The 15,147-nt window shown below is 61.2% G+C and carries 17 protein-coding genes; 8 read left to right on the forward strand and 9 right to left on the reverse strand.

Translation table 11 applies throughout. The annotated features are described in order from the left end of the window. Positions 1-30 precede the first annotated feature (30 nt). Complete coding sequence (locus C2U40_RS15345; protein WP_044799451.1) at positions 31-837, reverse strand: AraC family transcriptional regulator; 807 nt, start codon at positions 835-837, stop codon at positions 31-33. Positions 838-940: 103 nt separating this feature from the next. Here C2U40_RS15345 and C2U40_RS15350 point away from each other — a divergent pair, with 103 nt between their 5' ends. The 3 genes from C2U40_RS15350 (at position 941) to C2U40_RS26155 (ending at position 3,269) form a co-directional block, all read left to right on the forward strand. After that, positions 941-1,840, forward strand: coding sequence for a DMT family transporter (locus C2U40_RS15350; RefSeq protein ID WP_103828584.1), 900 nt, complete (start codon positions 941-943; stop codon positions 1,838-1,840). A gap of 132 nt (positions 1,841-1,972) precedes the next feature. After that, the gene (locus C2U40_RS15355) at positions 1,973-2,734 is read left to right on the forward strand and encodes a COG4705 family protein (protein ID WP_039216049.1); all 762 of its coding nucleotides are present in this window, start codon (positions 1,973-1,975) and stop codon (positions 2,732-2,734) included. Between the two features lie 118 nt (positions 2,735-2,852). Further along, positions 2,853-3,269, forward strand: a complete 417-nt coding sequence (locus C2U40_RS26155; protein ID WP_146054393.1) for a DUF6979 family protein — start codon at positions 2,853-2,855, stop codon at positions 3,267-3,269. A 73-nt stretch (positions 3,270-3,342) separates the two neighbouring features. On the opposite strand, the gene C2U40_RS26160 is transcribed toward C2U40_RS26155, so the two are convergent. From C2U40_RS26160 to C2U40_RS15380, 6 genes are all read right to left on the reverse strand, one after another. Further along, positions 3,343-3,903, reverse strand: coding sequence for a hypothetical protein (locus C2U40_RS26160; protein WP_146054392.1), 561 nt, complete (start codon positions 3,901-3,903; stop codon positions 3,343-3,345). Positions 3,904-4,215: 312 nt separating this feature from the next. Further along, a complete protein-coding gene (locus C2U40_RS15360; RefSeq protein WP_011705161.1) occupies positions 4,216-4,908 on the reverse strand; it encodes a response regulator in 693 nt (230 codons plus the stop codon). 3 nt (positions 4,909-4,911) lie between these two features. After that, a complete protein-coding gene (locus tag C2U40_RS15365; protein WP_044799450.1) occupies positions 4,912-6,480 on the reverse strand; it encodes an ATP-binding protein in 1,569 nt (522 codons plus the stop codon). Between the two features lie 17 nt (positions 6,481-6,497). Next, a complete protein-coding gene (locus C2U40_RS15370) occupies positions 6,498-8,048 on the reverse strand; it encodes an NAD-dependent malic enzyme (protein WP_103828583.1) in 1,551 nt (516 codons plus the stop codon). Positions 8,049-8,059: 11 nt separating this feature from the next. After that, positions 8,060-9,367 carry a 2-hydroxycarboxylate transporter family protein gene (locus C2U40_RS15375; protein WP_103828582.1) on the reverse strand — a complete coding sequence of 436 codons (1,308 nt, stop codon included), beginning with the start codon at positions 9,365-9,367 and terminating at the stop codon, positions 8,060-8,062. A gap of 545 nt (positions 9,368-9,912) precedes the next feature. Further along, positions 9,913-10,104: a hypothetical protein gene (locus C2U40_RS15380; RefSeq protein WP_103828581.1), complete on the reverse strand. Its 192-nt coding sequence runs from the start codon at positions 10,102-10,104 to the stop codon at positions 9,913-9,915. 318 nt (positions 10,105-10,422) lie between these two features. On the opposite strand from C2U40_RS15380, the gene slyA reads away from it, so the two are divergent. The 5 genes from slyA to C2U40_RS15405 all read left to right on the forward strand — a co-directional run bounded on the left by slyA (position 10,423) and on the right by C2U40_RS15405 (position 14,382). Continuing rightward, positions 10,423-10,896 carry a transcriptional regulator SlyA gene (gene slyA / locus C2U40_RS15385; RefSeq protein ID WP_103828580.1) on the forward strand — a complete coding sequence of 158 codons (474 nt, stop codon included), beginning with the start codon at positions 10,423-10,425 and terminating at the stop codon, positions 10,894-10,896. A gap of 1 nt (position 10,897) precedes the next feature. After that, complete coding sequence (locus C2U40_RS15390) at positions 10,898-11,953, forward strand: HlyD family secretion protein (protein ID WP_016349913.1); 1,056 nt, start codon at positions 10,898-10,900, stop codon at positions 11,951-11,953. A 10-nt stretch (positions 11,954-11,963) separates the two neighbouring features. Then, a complete protein-coding gene (locus tag C2U40_RS15395; protein ID WP_011705154.1) occupies positions 11,964-12,992 on the forward strand; it encodes a DUF2955 domain-containing protein in 1,029 nt (342 codons plus the stop codon). A gap of 141 nt (positions 12,993-13,133) precedes the next feature. Further along, positions 13,134-13,895: a substrate-binding periplasmic protein gene (locus C2U40_RS15400; protein WP_029301550.1), complete on the forward strand. Its 762-nt coding sequence runs from the start codon at positions 13,134-13,136 to the stop codon at positions 13,893-13,895. Between the two features lie 127 nt (positions 13,896-14,022). Then, positions 14,023-14,382, forward strand: a complete 360-nt coding sequence (locus tag C2U40_RS15405; protein ID WP_042065413.1) for an MliC family protein — start codon at positions 14,023-14,025, stop codon at positions 14,380-14,382. Positions 14,383-14,413: 31 nt separating this feature from the next. On the opposite strand, the gene C2U40_RS15410 is transcribed toward C2U40_RS15405, so the two are convergent. Both C2U40_RS15410 and C2U40_RS15415 read right to left on the reverse strand, forming a co-directional pair. Next, positions 14,414-14,806 (reverse strand): energy transducer TonB, encoded by a 393-nt coding sequence (locus C2U40_RS15410; RefSeq protein WP_011705150.1) that lies wholly within the window; start codon positions 14,804-14,806, stop codon positions 14,414-14,416. A 144-nt stretch (positions 14,807-14,950) separates the two neighbouring features. Further along, the gene (locus C2U40_RS15415; RefSeq protein ID WP_005303354.1) at positions 14,951-15,121 is read right to left on the reverse strand and encodes a YqaE/Pmp3 family membrane protein; all 171 of its coding nucleotides are present in this window, start codon (positions 15,119-15,121) and stop codon (positions 14,951-14,953) included. Between the last annotated feature and the right edge of the window lie 26 nt (positions 15,122-15,147).

Consider the following 15,147-nt stretch of genomic DNA (forward strand, 5'->3'; position numbering starts at 1 on the left):
CGCCCTTTTCATTGCTTAGAGTGGTCGCAGCTAGAGCGCTGCCTGCCCGGCACCTATGCCCAGCTGCTGGCGATAGCGCTGGGGCGAACAGCCCAGCTCCCGGTTGAACATGGCGATGAAGGCCGAGGTGGAGCCGTAACCGAGCCGCCAGCCAATCTCCTGCACCGGCAGCTCCCCCTTGAGCCAGGCCAGCGCCTTGAGCAGCTTGAGCCGGGCCCGCCACTGGCCGAAGTTCATCCCCAATTCCCGTACGCAGCGCCGGGCCAGGGTGCGCTCGGTGGTGTGCAACTGCTCGGCCCACTGGGCCAGGGTGCGCGGGTCGGCGGGGTCGCTGTAGAGCGCCGCCAGCATGGGGGCCAGCAGCTTGTCCTGGCTCATGGGCAGGTAGCTGTCCTGGCAGCGGGTGCGGGTCAGCTTCTCCACCAGCAGCTCGGCCTGGCGCACGTCCCACTCATCCGCCATGTGGCCCAGCTTGCGATCGCAAAAATCGGCCAGGATGGCGCGGATCAGCGGGGTCATCTGCAGCAGCCTGGGTTCGGCCGGCAGCCGCGCCGCCAGGGCGTGATTGACGTAGATGGAGGTGTAGTCGAGGGCCTGCTGGTTGTAGGAGGCGTGCTCCAGATCCGCCGGCACCCAGATGAGGTAGTCAGCCGGCGCCACCAGCCGGTGATCGTCCAGCACTATCTCCATCACCCCCAGGCTGATGAGGCTGAGCTGGCCCCAGGGGTGGCTGTGGGGCGCACATGCGCTCTCGGCCTGGATCTGCTGGTAGCGCAGATAGAGCGGATTGGGCTCTGGCAGATGCAGGTCCGTCGGATGGTAGTGACGTATGGCCATGGCGGGCGGATTGTCCTTTGCGCGGGATGATTTGTCAGTTTTACGTTACTTGATAACAGAAAGACAAGGGTAGACTGATCACCTCGATAATAAGGAGTCTTTGATGCGTATCTTCTACCCGCTGATGTTTCCGCTGCTCGCCGTGCTGATCTGGGCCACCAATACCGTGGTGTCCAAGGCCGCCGCCGACGTGCTGGATCCCGCGGCCATCTCCTTCTACCGCTGGGTGATCGCCGCTCTGGCACTGACCCCCTTCTGCCTGCCGCAACTGTGGCGCCGTCGTGGCGAGATCCGCCCCTGGCTCGGCAAGCTGCTGTTACTGGCGGCCCTTGGTATGGTGCTCTACCAGTGCCTCGCCTACTACGCCGCCCACACCACCTCGGCCACCAACATGGGGGTCATCGGCTCCCTTATCCCGCTGCTAACCCTGCTGCAGAGTGCCCTCTTCTTCGGCCAGCGGCCGGGCAAACAGGCGCTGATCGGCATGAGTATCTCCCTGTTCGGGGTGTTCTGGCTGCTGAGCCTGGGTCAGCCGCTGGCGCTGCTGCACGACGGCATCAATCAAGGCGACGGCCTGATGCTGCTCGGCTCCGCCAGCTACGCCCTCTATGGCCTGCTGATCCGCCGCTGGCAACTGCCGTTCGGCCCCTGGCTCAACCTCTACCTGCAGATCCTGCTGGCGGTCTTGCTGCTGATCCCGGTGGCCCTCTGCGCCGAGTCGCTGGCGGTGCCGGCCGAAGGCTGGGGCCTGGTGCTGTTTGCCGGCATCGCCTCCTCCCTCTTCGCCGCCTACTGCTGGATGCGCGGCCTCGCCTGCATGGGGGCCGAGCGCACCTCGGTGTTCATGAACCTGATGCCGCTGTGCACGGCGCTGATCGCCGTCATCAGCCTGGGGGAGCCGATACACGGCTACCACCTGCTGGGGGGTGGTCTCATCCTGGCGGGGGTCATGCTCTCCCAGTTCAAGCCGAAGGCCCGCCCGGCCCTGCTGGAAGAGGCCTGAGCGGCCGGCAGCACCGTTTTTTGCACTCAAATGGCAACAAAAAGGGAGCGCAAGCTCCCTTAACTGTATCTTAAGGATACCGAAGTAGATTCAAGAACAATAAACGGACACTTAACCATCAGCAGGTGCTTTATGGGTACAAACACCGTCAACTTGCTCAACAAAGTGCCAGAGGTCACCTTGACATTCTGGTTGATCAAAATGATGTCGACGACTGTTGGGGAAACAGCTGCAGACTTCTTGATCTTTAACCTGCATCTGGGTTTAACGGTTACCTCCTTGCTGATGGGGGTCCTCCTCATCGCGACACTCTTGATACAAGTTCGAGCAACTAGCTATACCCCCTGGAAATATTGGCTAGCTGTTGTGCTCGTGAGTATTTTCGGCACCTTGGTGACGGATAATCTGACCGACCAAGTTGGAGTACCGTTGGCGATCTCAACCAGTGTGTTTACGGTTGTGCTATTGGCCACCTTCCGGGTTTGGTATGCACAAGAAAAAACCTTGTCCATCCGTTCTATCGATACCCGCAAACGCGAACTATTTTACTGGGCAGCCATTCTCGTAACCTTCGCATTGGGCACAGCTGCAGGCGACTGGGTATCAGAGGGACTGAACATGGGGTATATGAATGCCACATTGCTTTTCGGATCGCTGATCGCAGTCATCGCAATCGCTCATTATTGGTTCAGAATGAATACCGTGTTAGCATTTTGGATCGTTTATGTACTGACTCGTCCACTTGGTGCTTCAATAGGTGACTGGCTATCACAATCTGAAAAGCATGGAGGCCTGGGATTTGGTGTCACTAGTACCAGTTTGGTTTTTTTTGCCTGCATCATCATGCTGGTTATTTATCAGTCACTGCCGCAGCGAATGCCTAAAGGTGGTTGAAAGATGCGATGTGAATAAATTCATGCCATAACCCAGTTCATCAATAATATATTTTAGGATGCCATCAGCACATCACTACCAGGGGCCTTTGGCCCCTTCATCTTGATAGGAGGATTGGATGGGGTATGGGGACGTGGCAATTAAGGCTGTGTTGATGTGTAAATCAGATGACCAATATAATCCCTGTGACGCCTGGGTACTTGCGGCACAAGAGCACTATCCCTCAAGCCAGTCAGCTCAGTTAAAGGGGTGTCCAAAAGGGGCATTCTTGGGATTGTGCAGTGAAGGCCTGGTAAGAGGCATATCGAGACAGCGTTATTCACGTGCGATTCAAAGTGGAAGCTATGCTGTCAAAGCAATACGTGTTCTTCAACACTATGAAGCTCAACATACTGAATTACTTAGCGCAGTACAACTTTGGGATGTGGTAATGAGGAAAGTTGGAAAAGAGATTGTGCACAATGGCCAGATGGATGTGGTTTTAGCTCTTTGGAAAAAAGAGCTGATAATAAAAAAGACTGTTGATTCCATATAGGCAAAAACAAAATCAACCCATAAAATTGGAGGCCGAAGCCTCCAATATCGAACAAGGTCATAAATGACCTGTCTTATGCCGTCGTATCAACCATGTATCCGCTACCAGGGGATTCTTGAGGCAACTTGCTTTCCAGTGAACTCAAAAAATCCTGAAGTGATACCTTGTTACCATTTTGGCCTGCACCACTGCCAACAATCGAATTGAATTGATCCTGCAGTGTATTTAAAACAGGGTCAGAGCTGTTGCCGTTGCTCAATGTTGATATCAGTGTATCAAGCCCCTGCTTCATAGAATTACTGCCACTACTCGATTGCAAAGAGACTGCTTGTGCTTGGCCACTTTCGTCGCCGTCATTATCATTACCGTCCTCTTTTCCAGAGGCACCTCGTACAGCCCCCATCAAATTGTGCATGAAAGATGATAACGCTGACTTTGTATCGCTATTAGAGGTATCGACGTTCACTCCTAGCGATGACAATGCAGACTTTACATCCCCCATCATTTTATCACCCCCACCCTCTCGATCATGGTGATGGTGGTGTTTTGCTGGTTGAGCACTGGCGGAAGACGCTGCGTTATTGTACGAGGCAGAGAGAGAAGAGCTACCGATTGAACTGACATCCGATGACATACGATGTTCCTTTCAAGGTTGAATAAACCCAGTGGCACTCATTGCCACTTTGACCATAGTGCATATACCTTGCCACTGTTTATCCATGAGAAAGATGCAGATAACTTATTGATATAGTTACATCGTTTAATGACACACGGTGAATTAGCCTCGGCAAAAATCAACCTGTGGCAACCTGGTATTGCCACAGGTTGCCAGGCCGACGAACAAATCGGTTCCAACAACGATCCTGTTTAGGATTGAGTTGCAAATTCAGACACAAAAAGCGCCTTCAACGGAGCTTTTTGGAAGAGCCATGATGACAGATGCGGCTCAACTGCCCCGCCGCCAGTGGTAGCGGCGCTCGGGCCGGCCGCGCTGGCCGTAGTTGAGATCCACGTCCACCCTGTCCTCCGACTCCAGATACTCCAGATAGCGGCGCGCCGTGGTGCGGCTGAGGGACAGGCGCAGCGCCACCGTGTCGGTGGAGAAGGCGCTGTCCGGCTCGCCCGCCAGCAGCTCCAGCACCTGGCGCAGGGTGATGGCGTCGATCCCCTTGGGGGTATCACGTACCTCGCGCCCCTGGGGTCTCACCTTGCCCATCAACCGGTCCAGGTCGCTCTGCTCGAGGGAGCCGCGCTCGCAGATGCGCCGGTGCAGGGTGAGGATCTCGTCCAGGCTCTGCTGGATGCGAAACAGCCGCAGCGGCTTGATGATGTAATCCTGTACCCCCTGATTGAGGGCCTGCTGGATAGTTTCCACGTCGCAGGAGGCGGTCACCATGATGACGTAGGCTTCGCGGTTGTGGCTGCGCAGCCGGTTCACCCACTCCAGGCCTGAGCCATCGGGCAGCGAGATGTCCACCAGCAGCAGTTGCGGCTGGGCCGCGCGCATCATGAGATCGGCCTGGGTCAGGCTCTCGGCCCGACCCAGCAGGGAAAATCCGGGGGTGGAGGAGACCAGCTCGGCCAGAATGGATCCTATCCGTTCGTCATCCTCGATCACCAGAGTGAAAATGGGCTCCATAGATCACACCAATTGGTTTTTATTCAAGTAGATACCGAACAGCGTCGTCTGTTCGGCGGTGCGGCGCCATTCTATCACACCCCCTCGCCTGGCCACCGTCTCCTTGACCAGGAACAGACCGACACCGTGATCGCCGGTCTGGCGACTGATGCCGTAATCAAACAGATGATCCGCCAGCGCCTCGTCCACCCCCTCACCGCTGTCCTCCACCTCGATCACCAGCCGGCGCCCGAAGTCATTGAGGGAGATGAGCACCCGTGGCGGACACTGCTTGCGCCGGGCCCAGGCGGCGCGGATGCCGTTGTCCAGCAGGTTGCCGATGAGGGTGATGAGATCCGCCGACACCGCCGCCGGGTACTCGCCCAGCGCCGAATCGGGATCCAGCACCAGCTCCACCCCGAGCTCGCGGGCCCGGCTGAACTTGCCGAGGATGAGCCCGGCCACCGGCTTGTCCTCGATGGCCCGTAGCAGATCGTGCAGCATGGTCTGGCACGCTTCGCTCTCCTGCTGGATCAGCTCCACCGCCTGCTCCACGTGACCCAGCTGCAGCAGGCCGGAGAGGCTGCTGAGCTTGTTGGCGAACTCATGGGTCTGCATCCGCAGCATCTCGGCATACTGGCGCAGGTGAGTCACCTGCATGCCGAGGCTGCCGGTCACCTCGGGGCGGCTGAAGATCAGCAGCCGACCGGGGATCTTGCCCTCCACCGCCTGCCAGCGCCCGATGAACGACTCGCCGTGCACGGTGAAGCCGAGCTCGGTCTCTAGCTGGGTCAGGGCGGGGGCGAGCGGCGGCGACAACTCCGCCAGTGGCTGGCCGAGCAGGGAGTGGCGGCCGGTGCCGGGCAGGCGCAGCTGGTAAAAGGCGGCGCTGTTGAGCATGCGGATGTGGCCCTGGCTGTCGAGGGCGATCACCCCCTCCGAGATGTGCTCCAGCACCAGCTCCTGCAGCACGAAGCGGTTGACGATGGTCTCCGGCTCCAGATCCAGCAGGGTGCGCCGCAGCCGATGCTGGATCCAGAGCGCCAGCAGCAGGCCGCAACCCAGCACGGCGCCGATGGCGCTGATGAGCAGGGCGATCCGATCCAGATAGATGCCCTCTACCGTCTGCATCAGATAGCCCACCACCACGGCGCCGATGGCGCGCCCGTCCGCCCCGATCACCGGGGCGAAGCAGCGAATGGCCGGCCCCAGGGTGCCCACGTCCTTGGAGCAGTAGCTGCTGCGCTCGTTGAGGGAGGGCCAGATATCCTCGCCGCGAAACAGGCCGCCCACCAGCTCCGGGGAGGGGTGGCTCAGCCGGCGGGCGTGCTCGTCGGTCACCACCATGTAGGCGGCGTCGGTGCGGCTGCAGATCCCCTGCACATAGTCACGCAGACCCGGATCGCTGCCCCACTCCAGCGCCTGCACCACCCGCTGGTCTGCTGCCAGCACCCGCGCCAGATCCCCCCCCTTCTCCTCCAGGTTCACTTCCAGCAGGTGGCGGATAAAGAGCGCCAGCAGGCTGCCCAGGATGACGATCAGGAGCAGTGACAGGCCCAGGGAGAGGGTGACCAGTTGGTGACGCAGTTTCATCGATTAGCCTTGCAACATCAGGACGCGGACCAATAGTGCGGGCGCCACCAGGTCTGGTCAATCAAAGGTGCGGGATCGCCGGCAAAATCGGCCAGCCCCTCGGCACGGGCACAGAGTGCCACCGCCCTCGCCACGGCGCGGGCCACCTCCCCCACCTGCTCGATGGGGGGCAGCAGCCGCCCTTCGGCCAGCGGATAGGCGCCCACCGCCTGCACCGCCGCCCGCAGCATGCCGTCGCTGATGCGCCGCGCCTTGACCGCGCAGGCCCCGAGGCCAATGCCCGGAAACACATAGACGTTGTTGCACTGGGAGACCACCCGCGCCGCCCCGTCCACCGTCACCGGCGGGAAGGGGCTGCCGGTGGCGAGCAAGGCGCGCCCGCCGGTCGCCTGCCACACCAGGGTTGGGGTCGCCTCGGCGCTGCGGGTGGGGTTGGAGAGCGGCAGGATCACCGGCCGCTCGCACACCTCCCCCATGGCCGTCAGCTCCGCCTCGTCAAACAGGCCGCCCTGACCGCTTACCCCGATCAACACCCCGGGGCGCAGCCGCTCGATGAGCGCGGCCAGGGAGTGGCACGCCTCCGCCGCCGGGCGGGCAAACGGCTGCTGGGCCGGGGTGAGCCCGGCGCGGTCCTGGCAGACCAGGCCATCCTGATCGAACAGCTGCACCCGCTCCGTGCCGCCTGCCAGCTGGGCCAGCATGGCGGCAATGCCACAGCCGGCCGAGCCGGCCCCGACGATCAGCACCGGGGTATCGGCCAGTGTACTGCCCGCCTGCTGCAGTCCCGCCAGCACGCAGGCCGATGCCACCGCCGCCGTGCCCTGGATGTCGTCGTTGAACATGCACAGCTCATCGCGGTAGCGGGCCAGCAGATTGGCGGCATGCTTGCCGGCAAAGTCTTCAAACTGCAGCACCACCTCTGGCCAGCGTTTGCGAATGGCGGCCACCACCTTGTCCATGAACTGGTAATAGGGCTCGCCATCCACCCGCGGCGCCTGCCAGCCGAGGTAGGAGTCATCTTCCAGCAGCTCGGAGTTGTTGGTGCCCACATCGACACACAGCGGCAGGGTGCGCGCCGGGTTGATGCCGCCGGCGGCGGAGTAGAGCGCCAGCTTGCCGATGCAGATCCCCATGCCGCCGATGCCGAGATCGCCTAGCCCCAGCACCCGCTCGCCATCGGAGATGACGATGACGTCCACCTCCTGCTCCACCGCCGCGAAGATGTCATCCAGCTCGTCCCGGTCGTGCCAGGAGAGGTAGAGGCCGTGGCTGCGCAGATAAAGGTCGCTGTGGCGCTGGCACGCCTCCCCCACCACCGGGGTGTAGATGATGGGCAACAGCTCGGGCAGATGGTGGCGCACCAGCTCGTAAAACAGTACCGGGTTGTCCTCCTGCAGCTGGCGCAGCAGCAGGTGCTGATCAAACGGGCTCTGCATGGCCGAAACCAGCCGGTAGATGCGGCGCCGCTGCTGGGCCAGCGACTCCTCCTTGTGGGGCATGCGCCCCATCAATCCCTGTCGCTTGCGTTCGGCATAGGGCAGGCTGGTGCCCATCATGATGTCGTTCATTATCTTGTTCCTTATGCCAGCAGCGAGATGAGCAGGGTGGCCAGGATCAACATGACGGCGCCCCCGAGACGAGAAGAGATCTGGGCAAACGGCATCAGGGTCATGCGCTGGGCCGCCGAGAGCACGGCCACATCGCCGGTGCCCCCCATGTTGGCCATGCACAGGCCGCCGGTGATGGCCGCCTCGATGGGGTAGAAGCCGATCATTCGCCCCACCAGCGCCGCCCCCAGGGCACCGCCAACCACGGTCACCAGCACCAGCACGAAGTAGCTGACGGAGAAGGCGCTGATGAGCTCGGGAATGCTGGTGTAGGCGACACCGATTCCCACCAGCAGGGAGGGAGTCAGGTTGCTGACCACGAACTGGTACCAGTCGGCCGCCGCCTGCTCGTAGCGACGGGGCAGCAGGCCGCTCACCTTGATGACGGCCACCGCCAGGATCATCAGGGCGAAAGGGTGCATGGGGATGAAGTTGCCGAGCAATGAGCCCAGCACGAACATGCTGGAGCTGATGAAGAGCCCAAGGCCAAGGCTCTCCAGCGTCGGCGCCTGCACCTTCTCTTCGGCCACGTCAGCGGCACTCTCTTTTATCATCAGCTTGCCGTTGCCGGTCAGGGAGGGGTAGCGGCGACCGAGGCGGGCCAGCAAGGTCCCCACCAGGATGGCCAGGGTGTTGGCGATCACCACCGCCGGCACCATCCGCGAGAGCAGATCGGCGCTCGACATCTGCAGCGGTCCGGAGAGGATCTCCACCAGCGGCACGGCGCCGGCCCCCATGCCGCCCCCCATGATGGGCAGGCCGATCAGCAGCACCGCATTCTTGAAGCCATACCCCATCAGGGCGCCCACCAGACCGACGCTGAGCAGCGCCAGCGCGACGCCCCCCAGGATCACCGGCAGGTAGCGCATGGCGGCGTTTTTCAGCAGGGCGCCGCTCATGCCGAACACCGAGCCGGTCACCAGGCTGGCGATGAAGAAGTTGAGAAAGCCCCCCTCCTTCATGAAGCCGATGATCACCTGGCCCGCCTCGACAGGCAGGATCCGGTATTCAAACAGGGCGGCGCCACCGAAGATGGCGAGGATGGTGCCACCACCCAGGTATTCGCGGATGGGAGTGATGCGCTCGCCCAGCTCGGTCAGCAGGGTGCCGAGCACGAACATCAAGGCCAGCGCGCCGACCATGCCGAGTGGCAGAGAGCCGTTCCAGCCCGAGAAGAGTACGCAGGTGGCAAGCCCGAGGAAGATCATCATGGGCATGCCGGCAATCTGTCGGTCGCCAAACAACGCGATCCGGGTCTGTGGGGTAGAGAGGTTTTTCATTGTTATGCTCCAGCGTGTGGTGTGGCGCCACTCTAGCCATCTCTCTCGCCCCTGTCGGTTAGCCTGTCTGCAAAGGCATATAAAAACATTAAATTCTTAAACGTTATGGCTGGCAGAGGATGTCGCCCAGCCTGTCATTGGTATTATTCAGGCGCACTATTGTGCCGTGCCAATCAAACCGGTGGGCACTCATCTCTCAATGCCATCAGGCTCTTGATGGGGCCATTATCAAATAACGATTAAATAACAGTCGGCATGCTTCTCAATAATGGGAAACCATGCTTGCCCCGCTCGATGCTATTTTGATTGATCACCGGCAAGGATTGAGTGGCGATCTCAAGATCAGTAAATCCCAATCGAACAAACTGCCGCAGACTGGAAGAGACACCAGAAGGATTACGGACAGGCGATCACGCCGAGGCCCGCAAAGAGGAGCTGCCCATGGCAGGTCGTGCCTGCCTCAGGGGAGCGTTTGAGCCGATACAAACGGGCCCTGCAACAGACCGTCAGATGATGATGACGGCCTCATGACACCAACCGAAAAACTATTCGGCTAATAACAGTGGAATATTGGCAGGGTCAAATTCATGACAGGTTTCGGTACTTTCCAGGCTGAGCCCATAATGGCCATCGGCAACATATTCCGCCTCCACCAACAGGCTCTCGATGGAGAAATGGGGGTCACCCGATTCATATCGTTCCACAGCTATCGTCTCCCTGTTTAGCTGACCCATCAATATTAGTGGATAAAAAACAGCCTGCCGAATTCAGATAATATTTTTCTGCTGACAACATTCTCGGCCATGGCTATTCCAAGGCTATTTTCAGCACGATTGGTGACATGATTTGGTTATTTCACCGGCCCATGGCGGGAATGATTCACCCAAATAGGCTCGCGGCAGACACGGGTTGCTGCCAACAGGACGTTCAAACCCAGCAAGCAAGCTCCACAAGAAACCTACCTCCAATTTTCATAAACAAGATCGCGATCACACTATTTACTTAGCCTGCTAAACAACTACAATGCTTAGCAAGCTAAGTAAATGGAGAGCCTCATGATGAAGGATCTGGAAATGCTGCGCGAGCTGTCCCTCGCCGAGCGGGTCGGCCGACTGCATCGGCTGTGGCGCACCGTGGCCGATCTCGAACTGGCCCCCCTCGGCCTCACCCATCCCCGCTGGACGGCGCTGTGGAAGCTGAGCCGGCTCGGTGGCCACCTCAGCCAGAAGACCCTGGCCGAAGCGCTGGAGATCGAACTGCCCTCCCTGATGCGCACCCTGGGCCAGCTGGAAGAGCAGGGGCTGGTGGAGCGCCACTGCTGCAGTCAGGACAAGCGGGCCCGCATCGTCACCCTGACCCCGGCCGGCAAGACGCTGCTCGACCAGATTGAAGATCGCATCATGGAGATACGCCGGGAGCTGCTCGCCGGCATCAGCCAGCGGGAGCTGGAACAGTTTGAAGATATCGTGCATCGCATCTGCGCCAATGCCCTCGGCAAGATAGGTGCACAGAGTGAAGAGAGAGAGTGAAATGACCCCGGATCAACAATTCAAGCGCTGGATAAAATGGGCCATGGGCGCCTTCGTACTGGTCTTTGCCTACTTCCTGCTGGCCGACCTCAAGATGCCGCTCACCCCGCAAGCCATGGCGACCCGCGTCGTGACCAAGATGGCGCCCCAGGTCAGCGGCAAGGTGGTCGAGGTGGCCGTCGGCAACAACCAGCACGTCAAACAGGGCGACCTGCTGTTCGTGCTCGATCCCGCCCCCTTTGAGCTGGCGGTGGAGCAGGCCCGCCTCGCCCTGGCCCAGGCCGAGCAGCAGAATCGTCAGCTTGATGCCACCCTCAATGCCGCCAGCGCCGACTTCAGTTCGCTGCAGACCCAGGCCGCCCTCAAGCTGCGGGAAGCGGAGCGCATCGATGCCCTCTATCGCCGCCACATGGTCTCCGAGCAGCAGAAGGATGACGCCGACAGTGCGTTTCGCACCGCCCAGGCCAACCTGCTGGCCAGCAAGGCCCGCATGACCCAGGCCAGGGTCAACCGTGGTCTGCCCGGCGACGACAACCTGCTGCTGCGCCAGGCCCGCAACCGCCTCGCCCAGGCCGAGCTCAACCTCGCCTACAGCCGGGTCCACGCCAGCCAGGACGGCATCATCACCAACCTGCAGCTCAAGCCGGGCAGCTTCGCCGCGGCCGGTGCACCGCTGCTGGCGCTGGTCTCCGAGCAGGTGGACGTGATCGCCGATTTTCGCGAGAAGAGCCTGCGCCACGTCAATCAGGACAGCCAGGCACTGGTCGCCTTCGATGGCGAGCCGGGTCGCCTCTATCCGGCCCGGGTCACCAGCCTGGATGCCGGGGTCAGCGCCGGCCAGTTCGATGCCAACGGCCTCCTGGCCAGCCCCACCGAGTCGGATCGCTGGGTGCGCGACGCCCAGCGTCTGCGCCTGCACCTGGCGCTGGAACAGCTGCCCGCCCATCTGCCGGCCGGTGCCCGCGCCACCGTGCAGCTGCTGCCCGACAACGCCCTGACCGGACTGCTGGCCCGCGCCCAGATCCGCCTGCTCAGCCTGCTGCACTACATCTACTGAGGTGACGGCAATGACGTTATGGCACAGGCCCCTCACCGCCAACGAACTGCGCCAATGCCTGCGCATCGCCTTTGGCAGCACCACCGGCTTTCTGCTCTGCAAGCTGTTTGGCTGGAACTACGGTGTCTTCTACACCGTCACGCCGGTGCTGCTGCTGGGCATGGTGCCGGTGATGAACGGCCATGCCGCCCGCCAGCTGATCGCCGCCGCCGTGGTCTGCGGGCTGGAAGTGGGGCTGCTGGGGGGGCTGTTTGGCGGCCATCCCGGCCTGATGGTTCCCATCGCCTTCCTGCTGTTTCTCTACCGCTTCGCCGCCATGTCGCGGGGCAGCCTGTTCCTGTTCGGTGCCAACGGGGTGTTGAGTCTCAGCATCATGCTGCACTTTGCCAGTTACCCGCAGACCGATCTCAACGACCTTATCTTCAGCAACCTGTGGGCCAGCGTGCTGTCAGTGCTCATCGCCTACCTGATGACGGCATTGATCCCGGACGTGGAGGAGCGCCCCAAACCGGCTCCCTCCCCCAAGGCACCACACCGGATGCGGCACGAGGCGCTGCTTGGCGCCAGCATCGCCACCCTCTCCTTCATGGTGTTCCAGATCTTCGATCTGCGGGACTCCATGTCGGCCCAGGCCACGACCCTGCTGGTGCTCTTCCCCATGCATTGGGACGGCGCCCTGAGCTATGCCCGCAAACGGGCCATGGGCACCCTGCTCGGGGTGAGCTTCGGCCTGGTCAGCCAGCTGGTGCTCTACGACTGGTCGGGACTGCTGTTGCTGGTCGCCCCCATGCTCTGGCTCGGCGCCATGCTGTTCAGCCATGCCCACGTGAAGGAGGCGAGCGGTTCCGGGGTCGGCTTCGGTGCCCTCACCACCCTCGGCATCCTGTTCGGCCAATACCTGACGCCGGGCAACGATCTGGTGTTCAGCGCCCTCTACCGGGTCAGCAGCATCTTGTTTGCCATCGTCGCCACCCTGCTGGCCTGTTACCTCATCCACCGACTGCTTAACCGCTTCGAGGCCACTCGGTTCGGTTATTGACCCCCTGTTGTTAGCTCAAGGATGTGCTGCCTTTCGCCCCGCTATGCCTACCGGGGCGTTTTTTTGCCTTCCGTTTGGCGGCACCTGCGGCCAGCCCCAGCAACTATGCTTGCTAGGGCAGTCGGCAACAGGAGAGAGACCATGGCACGAGCAGCATACATCCACTGGTTGGCAATCACTCTGCTGCTGGGGATGACCTGTGCCCGGGCAGAGCAGGTGCTCATTGCCGCCGAGGATGACTGGGCCCCCTACTGCGCCCTCGACAAGCAGAGCGGCCAGCCCCAGGGGTTGGCCCCCGAGCTGGTGAAGGCGGCCTTTGCCGCCGAGGGAGTCGATGTCGAGTTTCGCACCATCCCCTTCGCCCGCTGCATGTACGAGGCGCGCAGCGACAAGGTGCTCGGCTGCTTCGATGCCACCATCACCGAGGAGAACCGCTACCAGTACTTCTGGCACGAGACCCCCATGTTCGAGGAGGATCTCGCCATCTTCGCCCTGGCCCGCGAACCACGCCGGGATCTCAAGCTCACCTCGCTGGAACAGAAGACGGTGGGCATCACCCTTGGCTACACCTACCCCACCGACTTCATGGAAAACCCCAGGATCACCCGCTTCCAGGCCAAGTCCGACGCCCAGATCATCGAGATGCTGGTGCGCGGCCGGGTCGACTACATCCTGATGAACGAGATGCCGGGCTACCTCAAGATCCAGCAAAAGCAGCTGAGCGGGAAGGTGGTCAAGGTGGGCAAGATCTCCACCGACGGTTTCTGGCTTGCCTTCTCCCGCGCCCATCCCCAGGGCGAGGCAATGGCCAAACGCTTCGAGGAAGGGCTGCAGAAGATCCGCAACAACGGCACCTACGAGGCGCTGGTGCGCGCCTTCGAGGCCAGACTCGGTCTGCATTGAGCCACTGCTCATTAGCGCTTCTTTTGACGCCCATGGACGCATATCGACGCAAGCCGGGTCGAGGCACATTGCGCCCCTTTGGCAAGCTGTTAGGATCACGCCCGGATGACACCGATGGAGAATCAACATGAAGCACGCCAACCTTCTGCTGCTGGGTATCGCGAGCCTGACCCTGCTGAGCGGCTGCGAACGCGGCGCCGGCACCCTGAGCGTGACCGGTGGCGACCCCGTCACCTATCTGTGTGAACAGGGCCAACGGGTGCAGGTACGCTACTTCGCCCTCTCCGATCAGAGCCTCAACTTCGTCAAGCTGGCGCTGCCAGATGGCAAGGATTACACCCTGCCGCAGAGCGTTTCCGCCTCCGGCGCCCGCTACACCGACGACCATGAGGCCGTCTGGTGGAACAAGGGAGATGAAGGCTTTGTCGAGATGCGCGACAAGGATGGCGAGTGGCAGAGCGTCTACAACGACTGCAAGCAGCAGTAAACAGCAACCCCGGCCAGGCCGGGGTTGTTCATTACTCCACTTCAATCTCGTAGCGACCCACCACTCGCACCGGAATGGCCTGCGGGTTCTGCTCCGACACTCGATAGCGGGTCTTGGCCAGCCCCGACAGGGCGATCAGGTCCAGCACGCCGGGCGGCTCCGAGGCCACAATCTCTGGGCTGAACAGATTGCCGTTGGAGTCGATGAGATAACGGATCTCCACATAGCCCTTGACGGGCAGCTTGGCTGGCGCGCCACCCACCGGTTCAAACGGGGGCACCTCGCCATCCTGCACCCAGTATTTGCCAAGCTCCGCCATGGTCACCTCCAGCGGCGGCTGGTTCAGTTTCACGGTGGGACTGGGGCTGGCACAGCCCCCCAGCAGACCGAGCACGGTGCCCAGCAGCAAGACCTTCAAACCCATTCAACACTCCTTGTTGAGTCAGATCAGAGGGATCGCCCCTCCCCGGCAGGGTTGCCGGCCCATTACTGTAACAATCGGAACCCGTTTGAGCAGCATAAAAAAAGCCAACCCCATCGGGTTGGCTTTTGGCAAAGCGGCTCAACGTCAACCGCGCTTGTCGCTGACCACCAGCCAGAGCGCATGCACCATGCCGGGCAGGCCGCCGAGCAGGGTCAGCACTATGTTGATCAGAAAATGCAGGCTGAAGCCCACCTGAAGAAAGGCACAGACCGGGGGCAGAAAGATGGCCAGCAGGATCTTGAGCAGATTGTTCATCTCGGATTTCCTCGTCAACGATGTCA

The organism is Aeromonas sp. ASNIH4 (assembly GCF_002934425.1).
Classification (GTDB): Bacteria; Pseudomonadota; Gammaproteobacteria; order Enterobacterales; family Aeromonadaceae; genus Aeromonas; species Aeromonas hydrophila.